At 56.9% G+C, this 12,190-nt stretch carries 13 protein-coding genes and 4 tRNA genes; all 17 read left to right on the top strand.

The window, feature by feature from the left end:
* The first annotated feature begins 122 nt into the window (after positions 1–122).
* The 17 genes from ruvA (at position 123) to PG899_RS14660 (ending at position 12,176) form a co-directional block, all read left to right on the top strand.
* Entirely contained in the window at positions 123–737 is a 615-nt protein-coding gene (gene ruvA, locus PG899_RS14740; RefSeq protein ID WP_011707372.1) for a Holliday junction branch migration protein RuvA, read from the top strand.
* Between the two features lie 8 nt (positions 738–745).
* The gene (gene ruvB / locus PG899_RS14735; RefSeq protein WP_011707371.1) at positions 746–1,756 is read left to right on the top strand and encodes a Holliday junction branch migration DNA helicase RuvB; all 1,011 of its coding nucleotides are present in this window, start codon (positions 746–748) and stop codon (positions 1,754–1,756) included.
* Between the two features lie 938 nt (positions 1,757–2,694).
* Positions 2,695–4,251, top strand: a complete 1,557-nt coding sequence (gene cydA, locus PG899_RS14730; RefSeq protein ID WP_011707370.1) for a cytochrome ubiquinol oxidase subunit I — start codon at positions 2,695–2,697, stop codon at positions 4,249–4,251.
* A gap of 12 nt (positions 4,252–4,263) precedes the next feature.
* Complete coding sequence (gene cydB / locus PG899_RS14725) at positions 4,264–5,400, top strand: cytochrome d ubiquinol oxidase subunit II (RefSeq protein WP_011707369.1); 1,137 nt, start codon at positions 4,264–4,266, stop codon at positions 5,398–5,400.
* Between the two features lie 14 nt (positions 5,401–5,414).
* Positions 5,415–5,531 carry a cytochrome bd-I oxidase subunit CydX gene (cydX, locus tag PG899_RS14720; protein ID WP_005304933.1) on the top strand — a complete coding sequence of 39 codons (117 nt, stop codon included), beginning with the start codon at positions 5,415–5,417 and terminating at the stop codon, positions 5,529–5,531.
* On the top strand, positions 5,518–5,829 hold the full coding sequence (locus tag PG899_RS14715) for a cyd operon YbgE family protein (RefSeq protein ID WP_077098181.1): 312 nt from the start codon (positions 5,518–5,520) through the stop codon (positions 5,827–5,829). Before cydX ends, PG899_RS14715 begins: the two co-directional genes overlap by 14 nt.
* Positions 5,830–5,934: 105 nt before the next feature.
* The gene (ybgC, locus tag PG899_RS14710) at positions 5,935–6,342 is read left to right on the top strand and encodes a tol-pal system-associated acyl-CoA thioesterase (RefSeq protein WP_011707367.1); all 408 of its coding nucleotides are present in this window, start codon (positions 5,935–5,937) and stop codon (positions 6,340–6,342) included.
* Positions 6,332–7,021 carry a protein TolQ gene (tolQ, locus tag PG899_RS14705; RefSeq protein ID WP_011707366.1) on the top strand — a complete coding sequence of 230 codons (690 nt, stop codon included), beginning with the start codon at positions 6,332–6,334 and terminating at the stop codon, positions 7,019–7,021. Before ybgC ends, tolQ begins: the two co-directional genes overlap by 11 nt.
* Entirely contained in the window at positions 7,021–7,467 is a 447-nt protein-coding gene (tolR, locus tag PG899_RS14700; RefSeq protein ID WP_011707365.1) for a protein TolR, read from the top strand. The genes tolQ and tolR overlap by 1 nt, the downstream gene beginning before the upstream one ends.
* 5 nt (positions 7,468–7,472) lie before the next feature.
* The gene (gene tolA, locus PG899_RS14695; protein ID WP_011707364.1) at positions 7,473–8,636 is read left to right on the top strand and encodes a cell envelope integrity protein TolA; all 1,164 of its coding nucleotides are present in this window, start codon (positions 7,473–7,475) and stop codon (positions 8,634–8,636) included.
* A 94-nt stretch (positions 8,637–8,730) separates the two neighbouring features.
* On the top strand, positions 8,731–10,056 hold the full coding sequence (tolB, locus tag PG899_RS14690) for a Tol-Pal system beta propeller repeat protein TolB (RefSeq protein ID WP_011707363.1): 1,326 nt from the start codon (positions 8,731–8,733) through the stop codon (positions 10,054–10,056).
* Between the two features lie 49 nt (positions 10,057–10,105).
* On the top strand, positions 10,106–10,630 hold the full coding sequence (gene pal, locus PG899_RS14685) for a peptidoglycan-associated lipoprotein Pal (RefSeq protein WP_005304908.1): 525 nt from the start codon (positions 10,106–10,108) through the stop codon (positions 10,628–10,630).
* Positions 10,631–10,788: 158 nt separating this feature from the next.
* Complete coding sequence (gene ybgF, locus PG899_RS14680; protein WP_024945827.1) at positions 10,789–11,598, top strand: tol-pal system protein YbgF; 810 nt, start codon at positions 10,789–10,791, stop codon at positions 11,596–11,598.
* 174 nt (positions 11,599–11,772) lie between these two features.
* Positions 11,773–11,848: transfer RNA gene (locus tag PG899_RS14675), tRNA-Lys, on the top strand.
* A gap of 31 nt (positions 11,849–11,879) precedes the next feature.
* Positions 11,880–11,955: transfer RNA gene (locus tag PG899_RS14670), tRNA-Val, on the top strand.
* A gap of 48 nt (positions 11,956–12,003) precedes the next feature.
* A tRNA-Lys gene (locus tag PG899_RS14665) sits at positions 12,004–12,079 on the top strand.
* Positions 12,080–12,100: 21 nt separating this feature from the next.
* A tRNA-Val gene (locus PG899_RS14660) sits at positions 12,101–12,176 on the top strand.
* The last annotated feature ends 14 nt before the right edge of the window (positions 12,177–12,190 follow it).

Below are 12,190 nucleotides of genomic sequence, written 5' to 3'. Positions count from 1 at the left end.
GGCAACGGGCGAACGTGCCGAGAATCCGCCCCGATCCTCACCGCCCTATGCTGGATACTTATCCAGTTATTCTTTATGCTATGAGCCAATTTACAGATAGCTGGTTTGGTGAGGAGATTGCCGTGATTGGTCGCTTGAGAGGCGTAGTCATTGAGAAACAACCCCCCGAGGTACTGCTGGAGGTCGGGGGCGTGGGCTATGAGGTACAGATGCCCATGAGCTGCTTCTATGATCTGCCCGAGATCGGCAAGGAGGCGACCATCCACACCCACTTCGTGGTGCGGGAAGATGCCCAGCTGCTCTATGGCTTCAACCACAAGCAGGAACGGGCGTTGTTTCGCGAACTGATCAAGACCAACGGGGTCGGTCCCAAGTTGGCGCTGGCCATCCTCTCCGGCATGACCGCCACCCAGTTCGTGCTGAGCGTCGAGCGCGAAGAGATAAGCTCCCTGGTCAAGTTGCCGGGGGTGGGCAAGAAGACCGCCGAGCGGCTGGTGGTGGAGATGAAGGACAGGCTCAAGGGCTGGGTCAGCCACGATCTGTTCTCGCCGGCCGAGATCACCCTGCCTGCCAGAGAGAGTGCCCTGCGGGCGCCGGATTCGAGCGAAGAGGCGGCCAGCGCGCTGGTGGCGCTCGGCTACAAGCCGCAGCAGGCCAGCCAGATCGTCAGCAAGGTCGCTGCCGATGGCATGTCGGTGGAAGATATCATCCGTGAAGCACTGCGCAGCCTGGTGTGAGGTAGACAATGATTGAAGCGGATCGTCTCATCTCCGCCTCCGGCGGGCGAGAAGAGGAAGTCATCGATCGGGCCATCCGGCCCAAGCTGCTGGCCGATTACACCGGTCAGGATCCCGTCTGCGAGCAGATGGAGATCTTCATTGCGGCGGCGCGCCAGCGTGGCGAGGCGCTCGATCACCTGTTGATCTTCGGCCCGCCGGGGCTTGGCAAGACGACGCTGGCCAACATCGTGGCCAACGAGATGGGGGTCAACATCAAGACCACTTCCGGCCCGGTGCTGGAGAAGGCCGGCGATCTGGCGGCACTGCTCACCAACCTCGAACCAAACGACGTGCTGTTCATCGACGAGATCCACCGCCTCAGTCCGGTGGTGGAGGAGGTGCTCTACCCGGCGATGGAGGATTACCAGCTCGACATCATGATCGGGGAGGGGCCCGCCGCCCGTTCCATCAAGCTCGATCTGCCCCCCTTCACCCTGATCGGTGCCACTACCCGGGCTGGCTCCCTCACCAGTCCGCTGCGGGATCGTTTTGGCATAGTGCAACGGCTCGAGTTCTACAACGTCAAGGATCTGACCGACATCGTCGCGCGCAGCGCCCGTTGCCTCGGGCTCGATATGACGGAAGACGGTGCACTGGAGGTGGCGCGTCGTTCGCGCGGTACGCCGCGAATTGCTAACCGTTTGTTGCGCCGGGTGCGCGATTTTGCCCAGGTGAAATCTGATGGCCGCATCGATGGACCCATAGCGGCCCGAGCCATGGACATGCTGGACGTGGATAATGAAGGCTTCGACTTCATGGACCGCAAGTTATTGTTGGCTGTGATAGACAAGTTTCTGGGCGGGCCGGTGGGGCTCGACAACCTGGCGGCTGCCATCGGGGAGGAGAAGGACACTATCGAGGATGTACTCGAGCCTTATCTGATCCAGCAGGGCTATCTGCAACGTACACCCAGAGGGCGGATCGCGACACCAAGAGCTTATGCGCATTTTGGCCTGCAACGGCCAGATGAAGGGTGAAAATAGCTGATTGACCAAAAAACCGCCGCCAGAGGCGGTTTTTTGTTATCCGGGCAAAAAAAAAGCCCACTGCGGATGCGGTGGGCAAAGACAATTCAGGATGGATGTTCACAGACAGTGAGTGCGTCTGGAGACAGACCGGTAAAAAAAACAGAGGAGCCGTCGCGAGGCCTCAGAGTCGGTTCATTTGATAGAGCTGCACGAACGAAAGCTTGTAGTAACGGATGGTTTTAGCAACAAACTTTTTCATCTTTGATTCCAATAAACAGGTTCGAAATGTTCATCGAATACGTACCGGGAACCCAGATTGACCGGCCTGTATCCAAGGGTATGCCCTCACTGCGAGGCGCATTGTAGGAGCTCTATCGGACTCGGACAAACAAGAAAAATTACCTATCTCAGATTAGATTAACTAATCATTTTGCCGGCTTGTGGAATTAGCATGAACATGCGTTTTTAGTGGTTTTTAATTAGTTTTATTCGGACCCGGCACAGCCACGGGAAACATTATGAAAACGACCTTGCCAGTTGTTTTTTAACAGAACCATTACTAATTGGTGATAAATATAAATTTGATTTAAATCAATGATTTGCGATCTTTGTTTTTTTGTGACGCAGCTCTCTAAAATAAATCTCATTGGTCGTGAAAATGCCTTTAAAAGGCATGTATTCATGATGGTTTTACATTGATTTCAATCAAATAAAGGTGATATAAAACGCAGGTCATTATGGGCGGGAATAAAGCAAGCTGGATTGTTTTGTAATTGTTAAACATTAGCTTTTTTTGTTCCCTATTATTGCCTTGTTGTTAATGTGGTGGCAGTCGAATCCGGTCGTCAGTGCAAAACTGGAACATGACCGATAATTCGGGGACTTCCAACGGAAGCTTTGTCCTTAAAACTTAAAATAGCCGTGCCAATAATCGGTGAGGAAACATCATGATTGCTGAGCATGTGGTAGACCTATCGCGGTTCCAATTCGCTGCGACGGCCCTTTATCACTTCCTGTTTGTGCCCCTGACGCTCGGAATGGCCTTCATTCTGGCGATCATGGAGTCTGTCTATGTGATGACCAACAACCCTGTCTACCGGGACATGACCAAGTTCTGGGGCAAGTTGTTTGGTATCAACTTTGCCCTTGGGGTCACCACAGGGCTGACCATGGAGTTTCAGTTCGGTACCAACTGGGCATACTACTCCCACTACGTCGGCGATATCTTCGGGGCCCCGCTGGCCATCGAAGGCTTGATGGCCTTCTTCCTGGAATCCACCTTCGTCGGTATGTTCTTCTTCGGTTGGGATCGTCTCTCCAAGCGTCAGCACCTGGCTGCGACCTGGCTGATGGCACTCGGGACCAACCTCTCCGCCCTCTGGATCCTGGTGGCCAACGGCTGGATGCAAAACCCGGTCGGTGCCGAGTTCAACTTTGAATCCATGCGGATGGAGATGGTGAGCTTCGCCGAGCTGGTGTTCAACCCGGTTGCCCAGGTCAAGTTCGTGCATACCGTCGCGGCCGGCTACACCACGGGCGCCATGTTCGTGCTGGGTATCTCTTCCTACTACCTGCTGAAGAATCGTGATGTGGCCTTTGCCCGTCGCTCCTTCGCCATTGCAGCCGCTTTCGGCATGGCTTCCATCCTCTCCGTGCTGATCCTCGGTGACGAGTCCGGTTACGAGACCGGTGAAGTGCAGAAGGTGAAACTGGCGGCCATCGAGGCCGAGTGGAACACCGAGCCGGCACCTGCCTCCTTTACCCTGTTCGGTATTCCGAATCAGGAAGAGATGCGCACCGACTACGCCATCAAGATCCCCTATGCGCTCGGCATCATCGCCACCCGTTCCCTGGATGGTCAGGTCACCGGCCTCAAGGATCTGAAGAGCGAGCATGAGCTGCGCGTGCGCAACGGCATGACCGCCTACGACCTGCTGACCAAGCTGCAATCCGGCGACAAGTCCGACGATACCCGTGCCCGCTTCGATGAAGTGAAGCAGGATCTGGGCTACGGTCTGCTGCTCAAGCGCTACACCAACAACGTCACCGATGCCACCGACGAACAGATTAAGGCTGCCGTGGATGACTCCATCCCGCAGGTTGCGCCGCTGTTCTTTGCCTTCCGCATCATGGTTGCCTGCGGCATGCTGATGCTGCTGCTGATCGGTCTGGCCTTCTATGACAGCACCCGTCACAAGATCGGCGAGCGCAAATGGCTGCTCAAGGCGCTGCTGTACGGTATCCCCTTGCCCTGGATCGCCATCGAGTGTGGTTGGTTCGTCGCTGAGTATGGCCGTCAGCCCTGGACCATCGCCGAAGTGCTGCCGACCTCCGTCTCTGCATCCAATGTGCCGGCGTCCGAGATCTGGTTCTCCCTGATCGGGATCTGCCTGTTCTATACCGTACTGCTGATCATCGAGATGTACCTGATGTTCAAGTACGCGCGTCTGGGCCCAAGCAGCCTGAAGACGGGCAAGTACCACTTCGAACAGAGCAAGGCATAAGGAGAGTAACCCATGTTTGATTACGAAATGTTGCGTCTGGTCTGGTGGGTGCTGGTCGGTGTCTTGCTGATCGGTTTCGCCATCACCGACGGCTTCGATATGGGGGTGGGCGCACTGCTCCCCTTCGTCGGCAAGAAGGATGTCGAGCGTCGGGTGATGCTCAACACCATGGGCCCGCACTGGGAAGGCAACCAGGTATGGCTGGTGACTGCCGGTGGTGCCCTGTTTGCCGCCTGGCCCATGGTCTATGCCGCAGCCTTCTCCGGCTTCTACATCGCCATGATCCTGACGCTGATGGCCCTGTTCTTCCGCCCGGTCGGCTTCAAGTACCGCTCCCTGCGTGAAGACGCCAAGTGGCGCAGCAACTGGGACTGGGCGCTGTTTGTCGGCAGTGCGGTGCCGCCCATCGTGTTTGGCGTGGCATTCGGCAACCTGCTGCAGGGCGTACCGTTCGACTTCAACCAGTTCATGATGCTGACCTATCACGGCAACTTCTTCGGTCTGCTCAATCCGTTCGGCCTGCTGGCCGGCCTGGTGAGCCTGTTCATGCTGGTCACTCAGGGTGCGACCTGGCTGATGATGAAGACCGACGGTGAAGTGCTGGCCCGCTCCCGCACTGCCGCCATGATCTGCTCGCTGCTGACGCTGGTGCTGTTCGGTCTGGCCGGTTTCTGGGTCAGCGGCATGGAAGGCTATGTGGTGGTCAAGGCGGCCGCGACCGATGCCGTTTCCAATCCGATGAACAAGGAAGTGGTGCGTCAGGCCGGAGCCTGGATGAACAACTACAGCCTCTATCCCTGGATGGTTGCAGCACCTGTGCTGGGTCTGGCCATGAGCCTGCTGACCGCGCTGTTCGCCAAACTGAACAAGGGCTGGCTGGCGTTCACTACCTCCTCCCTGGCGGTTGCCGGCGTGATCCTGACTGCGGGCTTCTCCATGTTCCCGTTCGTGATGCCTTCCAGTCTTGAGCCGTCACTGAGCCTGACCATGTGGGATGCCACTGCCTCCTTCAACACCCTCAAGGTGATGACGGTAGCGGCAGCCATCTTCGTACCGATTGTGCTGGGTTATACCCTGTGGACCTACATCAAGATGTTCGGCCGGGTGACCAGCAAGCACATCGAAGACAACCAACAATCGCTCTACTAAGAAGGTGCCCTGATATGTGGTATTTCACCTGGATCCTGGGTCTGTTGCTGGCTTGCGCATTCGGCATCATCAATGCGCTCTGGCTGGAGCACACCGAGAACATGGATCGCCAGATCGATGAGAACAAGTGATCGACTCGCCCGGTTGGCCGCTCCATTGGAGCGCCAACCCTGGCAGGGGTTGATGCTGTTGGCGGCGGCCCTGCTGGCCGTCGCCATTTTACAGGCTCCCAACCTGGTGGCCGCCAATACCAGTGAACACGGGCTCTGGCTCGCACCCTGGCTGATGTGGGCGGTCTGTTGCGGCGTCATGCGCGGGCTGGGATTTCATCCCCGCAGCCTCATCGGTCGTGTGCTGTTTTGCCCCTGGCTCGCCTGGCCCAGTTTGTTATATGGGCTCTGGTTGACCCAAGGCTATTTCCTTTCATAAAAAACGGGGGGAGGCAGGATTTCCCTGCTTCCCCCTGCTTCTTTCCTATTCAGCCCTGCGCTATGATAGCCCCCCATCTGACTGTCGAATGGATCACAGATTGTTATGGGGGAAGTCTCTGAGTTTCCGGTACGGGTCTACTACGAAGACACCGATGCCGGGGGCATCGTCTACAACGCCAATTATCTCAAGTTTATGGAACGTGCTCGCACCGAGTTCCTGCGCTGCGGCGGCATCGAACAGGATGTCATGCTGCGCGACGGGTTCGCGTTTGTGGTGAGTCGAACAGAGATCGATTTCCGCTCGGCGGCCCGATTTAATGAGCTTTTGACTGTATTAACGCAAGTGACTGAAGTGAAACGCGCCTCCATGCGTTTTTCACAACGGATACTGGCGGCTGATGGACGACTGATCACCCAGGCCATGGTACAGATAGCCTGTGTCAGTCATCCGCATATGAAACCTGTTGCAATACCTGAAAATGTGAAGGGAGTGCTGTTAAGTGCACGCTGAAATTTCGTTTATTGGCCTGTTTTGGCAAGCCAGCCTGCTGGTAAAACTGGTCATGATGACCCTGATGGGTATGTCGGTAGTCTCCTGGGCGCTGATCATCCAGCGTTCCAAGGCCATCAAGGCAGCCAATCTCGCATCGGAGCAATTTGAAGACAGATTCTGGTCCGGGGTCGATCTGAATCGTCTCTACCAGGAGTCCTCCTCTCGTCGCGACGACATCGAAGGCATGGAAGACATCTTCTACTCCGGCTTCAAGGAGTACGCCCGTCTGCTCAAGGCCGGTGCCCGTGGTCAGGATGCAGTGATGGACGGTACTTACCGTGCCATGCGGGTCTCTCTTTCCCGCGCCGTGGACGAACTGGAATCCAACCTGCCGGTGCTGGCGACCATCGGCTCCATCAGCCCCTACATCGGTCTGTTTGGTACCGTCTGGGGAATCATGAACGCCTTTATCGCCCTGGGTCAGGTGCAGCAGGCCACCCTGCAGATGGTGGCACCCGGTATCGCGGAAGCGCTGATCGCCACCGCCATGGGTCTGTTTGCCGCCATCCCGGCCGTTATCTTCTACAACCGCTTCTCCAACAAGGTCGAGCGGCTGGAAAACGCCTACGCCAACTTCATGGACGAGTTCACCACCATTCTGAACCGTCAAATTGCTCAGCAGCAGGGTGATCAGTAATGCAAACCTATCAGCGGATCCGGCGCAAGAAGGTGGCCGAGATCAACGTGGTTCCCTATATCGACGTCATGCTGGTGCTACTTATCATCTTCATGGCGGTGACGCCCGTGATCACGCAAGGGGTCAAGGTTGACCTGCCGCAGGCGGAATCCGAGCAGTTGCCGGAAGATGCCAAGCCGCCCTTCATCGTCAGCGTCAACACCGAGGGTGAGTACGTCATCAAGGCCGGCGAGGCCGATGACGAGCCGGTGCCTGCCGGTACTCCCGAGGCGATGCAGCAATACATCACCGAGAAGGCCATGGGTTACCTGGCCATCAACCAGAACGCCCCCGTGGTGGTCGCCGGCGACAAGTCGGTGCGCTACGAAGAGGTGATCCTGCTGATGGTGGCCCTCAAGAAAGCGGGTGTGCCTCAGGTCGGCCTGATGACGGATCCGGTGAACTGACGGAGATGGATGTGAAGCGTGGTATTTCCGGTTATCTCATCGCGTCGCTTCTGCTGCACCTGATCATCGGCATCATCCTGTTTGTCGGGCTCGACTTCAGCAAGCCGAAGCGACCCGAGTCGAAGGGGCAGATCGTCAATGCCGTCATGCTCGACGAGAATTTCCTCAACGAGCAGGCCAAGCAGATCCAGCAGCAGAAGTCTCAGCCCAAGCCGCAGAAGGTAGAGAAAGAGAAGGATAAGGAAGACACGGACATCGCCAAGCGCGAGCTGGCCCAGCAGCAGGAGCGGCTGCGTATCGCCGAGACCAAGCGCAAGGAGGCCGAAGAGGCCACCCGCAAGGCCGAGGCTGAAAAGCAGAAGAAGGTAGCCGAGCAGAAGCAGGCGGAAGAGAAGGCCCAGAAGGCCGAGGAAGCCCGCAAGCTGGAAGAGCAGAAAGCCAAGAAGGTGGAAGCCGAGCGCAAGGCCGCGGAAGAAGAGAGCAAGGCGCTGGCGCTGAAGAAGAAAAAGGAACAAGAGAAGAAAGAGGCCGAAGAGAAGCAGGCCAAGGCGGACGCAGCCAAGAAGGCGGAAGCCGAGAAGAAGGCCAAGCAGGAGGCTGAGAAGAAAGCCAAGGCCGAAGCGGACAAGAAAGCCAAGGCGGAGGCCGAGAAAAAGGCCAAGGCGGAAGCCGACAAGAAAGCCAAGGAGGCCAAGGAAGAGGCCGCCAAGAAGGCAAAAGCTGACGCAGAGAAGAAAGCCAAGGCGGAGGCCGACAAGCAGGCCAAGATCGCGGCAGAGCGCAAGCGCAAGGCGGCCGAGGAGGCCAAGCTGCAAAAAGAGATGGAAGACATGATGCAGCAGCAGCTGGCGGCTGAGGCCAATGCCCGCAGTCAGGCGGCATCTGCTGCAGCGCAGGGCGAGGTCGACAAATACGCGGCACTCATCAAGGCGACTGTTGAGCGATATATGATTTTGGATCCCACCATGCGGGGCAAAACATGTACTATCGGCGTACGTCTTGCGAGCACTGGCTTTGTCATCTCGGTAGATAACGGCCAGGGTGACCCGGCGGTATGTCGTTCCGGCAAGGCGGCCGTATTGAAGGCCAACCAACTGCCGGTGCCGAAGGATCCTGCGGCGTTCGAGATGTTGAAGGAGTTCAACCTCAAGTTGGAACCGAGCATCTAAGGCCTGGGTAAGGTAAATCGTGTAGCGTGGTTGGCAGCATCTTGCCGAGAAAGGAAGTTAATCTCTCATTTTTTTGGAACCGAGTATTTAAGCCATGATAAGAAAAGTGTTTTTTGCTTTGGTTGGCTGTTTGTTGCTGGGCCAGAGCGCCCAGGCGGCCTTGGACATCGTCATCACTGGCGGTATCGACAGTGCCCGACCCATTGCGGTCGCCCCCTTCAAGTGGGAAGGCAATGGCCAGCTGCCGCAGGACATCGCGGAAGTGGTCTCCAACGACCTGATGCGTAGCGGCAAGTTCAAGCCGCTGGCTCGTGGCCAGATGCCGCAGACGCCGAGCACCAGCGGCGAAATCAACTTTGCACCCTGGGCTTCGCAAGGGGTCGAGGCCGTGGTGGTCGGTTCCATTGCCGCTGTCGGTGACGGTACCTACAAGATCAACTTCGAGCTGGTCGACGTGCTGAAGGGCCAGCTGGCCAAGGCGCAAGGTGGCGAGAGCAACGGCTACATCCTGGACAGCCGCATGGCGACCATCCCGGGCGCCCAGATGCGTCAGTTCGCTCACCGCATCTCCGACATCGTCTATGAGCGTCTGACCGGCGAGCGTGGGGCCTTCCTGACCCGCCTGGCTTATGTCTCCGTCCAGCAGGGCACCCAGTTCCCGTATCAGCTGCGCATCGCCGACTACGATGGTTACAACGAGAAGACCCTGCTGCGCTCCCGCGAGCCGCTGATGTCCCCGGCCTGGTCGCCGGATGGCAGCAAGCTGGCCTACGTGAGTTTCGAGAACCAGAAGTCCGAGATCTACGTGCAGGATATCTACACCCAGCAGCGCAGCCTGATCACCAGTTTCCGCGGGATCAACGGTGCACCTGAGTGGTCGCCGGATGGTCGTCGTCTGGCTATCGTTCTCTCCAAGGATGGTTCACCGAACCTCTATGTGGTTGATGTCGCTAGCAAGCAGCTGACCCGCGTCACAACCAGCCGGGTGATCGACACCGAACCCTCCTGGATGCCGGACGGGCAAAATTTGTTGTTCACCTCTGAACGTGGTGGCAAACCCCAGATTTATAGCGTAAATTTGGCGACTGGTATGACTCGCCGGATGACTTGGGAAGGTGAATCCAACCAGGGCGCATCCATCACTCCTGATGGCAAAATCATGGTGATGGTGACTCGTGTTCAGGGGCAGTACCGTATTGCCCGCCAGGACATGGAAAACAATGCCCTGCTGGTCCTTACCCAGAGTGCGCTGGATGAGTCGCCAAGTGTGGCTCCCAATGGCAGCATGATCATTTATGCCACCATCTATCAGGGTCGTAAGAGTCTCGCGTTGGTGTCGACTGATGGTCGCTTCAAGGCTGTGCTTCCGACCAGTAGCGGTGAAATTCGTGCACCAGCTTGGTCGCCCTTCTTGAATTGATAAAAATCCAATTGTTTTTTGTTTTGTTATAAAGGTTTAAGGAAATAGCATGCAACTCAATAAACTGCTCAAGGGTTTGGCCATCGCACTGCCACTGTTCACCCTGGCCGCTTGTAGCTCTTCTTCTGATTCTGACGCCGCTGGCGCTGAGTCAGGTATGACCGACGGCATGGGCGGTGTACAAACCGGCGGCGCCAACGGCATGTTGTCCCCGGAAGAGCAGATGCGTCAGAAGTTCGAAGCGCTGCAACGTGACAACGTGATCTACTTCCCGTTCGACGGTTACGATATCCAGGGTCAGTATGCTGATCTGCTGGATGCCCACGCCAGCTACCTGCGCGAGCGCCCGAGCGTTAAAGTCCTGATCGAAGGTCACGCCGACGAGCGCGGTACTCCGGAGTACAACATCGCCCTGGGCGAGCGTCGTGCCAAGGCCGTTGCCAAGTATCTGCAAACCCTGGGTGTGCAGGCCGAGCAGCTCTCCATCGTCAGCTATGGCGAAGAGAAGCCGCTGGACATGTCCCACACCGAGGATGCCTTTGCCAAAAACCGCCGTGCGGTTCTGGTTTACTAAGGTTTAAACCGAACGAAGTTCGTTTATATGCAAGCGGCCATTTCGATGGCCGTTTTATTTGCACTAAACGCCAAGGTTTGATCCGAATGAAATCTGCATAAGCGAGCGACGATGGCGCTGGCCGTTTTATTTGCCCTAAACGCTAAGGTTTGATCCGAATGAAATCTGTGTACAAGCAAGCTGTTGTTGCGCTGGCCGTATTGGTTGCTCTGAATGCGCAGGCGGCGGCTCCCGTCAGCGATCTGAGCGGTGACTCGGGTGGCGGTGTTGTCCTTAGCGGCAACAACGGCGCTATAGTGCCCACCGGCAGCCTGGAAGACAGGGTTGCCCTGCTGGAACGCACCCTCAATGCCCGTCTGCGGCTGCAAGCTGAATTGCAGCAGCAGGTCGACTCCCTGCAGGGGGAAGTCTCCGAGCTGCGCGGTCAGCTGGAACAGCAGACCTACCAGATGGAACAGTCGCAAGAGCGTCAGCGTCAGCTCTATCAGGAGCTCGACAAGGTGGCCAACAGCCAGCCTGCTGCTACGCCAGCAGCCCCGGCAGCCGCTGCTGCGAGCGCGACACCGGCTGCTGCGGCCAACTACTCGACCAATCTGAATGAGAACCAGGCCTACGATGCGGCCGTGAACATGGTGCTCAAGGAGAAGAACTACGACAAGGCCATCCCCGCCTTCGAAGGGTTCATCAAACAGTATCCAAGCTCGAGCTATGTCCCCAATGCCCATTACTGGCTGGGTCAGCTGTTGTTCAACAAGGGGGACCGGACCGGCGCTGCTGCCCAGTTCACCACGGTGGCAACCAAGTTCAGCAAGTCGCCCAAGCGAGCCGATGCGCTGTTGAAGCTGGGCATGCTGGCACAGCTTGACGGCAAGAAGGCGGAAGCGAAGAACTTCTATGAGCAGGTGATCAAGGGCTATCCCAACACCTCGCCGGCCCAACTGGCCAAGCAGAGTTTGAGCAAGCTGTAACATTGCTGCATGTCACTGTTTTCGTAACAGTCTTGTAAATACAGCCCCGCTTTGTATGCGCAATGAACAAACAGATTGAATTTAAGATTTTTCTATTGCGCCAGGATGATAAATCCGTAATATAGGCCGCCGTCAGAGCCGGTGCAGTATTGCAGTCGGTTCTGGTCGTGGTGAGGGTCGTTAGCTCAGTCGGTAGAGCAGTTGACTTTTAATCAATTGGTCGCTGGTTCGAATCCAGCACGACCCACCATTCTCTCCACCAGGTGGAGACAGCATTCCCAGGTCGCTTAGCTCAGCTGGGAGAGCACCTCCCTTACAAGGAGGGGGTCACTGGTTCGATCCCAGTAGCGACCACCAGTTTTAAACTGTTTGCCAAGGCAAGCAGTGTGCCAGGCAAGTCGGTGTGGGTCGTTAGCTCAGTCGGTAGAGCAGTTGACTCTTAATCAATTGGTCGTAGGTTCGATCCCTACACGACCCACCAATCTGGCCACAAGAATTCCCAGGTCGTTTAGCTCAGCTGGGAGAGCACCTCCCTTACAAGGAGGGGGTCACTGGTTCGATCCCAGTAACGACCACCAAGTTTGTAAAAAAC

The organism is Aeromonas sp. QDB39 (assembly GCF_027707585.1).
In the GTDB taxonomy this organism is placed as follows: Bacteria; Pseudomonadota; Gammaproteobacteria; order Enterobacterales; family Aeromonadaceae; genus Aeromonas; species Aeromonas hydrophila.
Note: the sequence above shows the minus strand (reverse complement) of the source record. Positions and strands in the feature narration are given on the sequence as shown.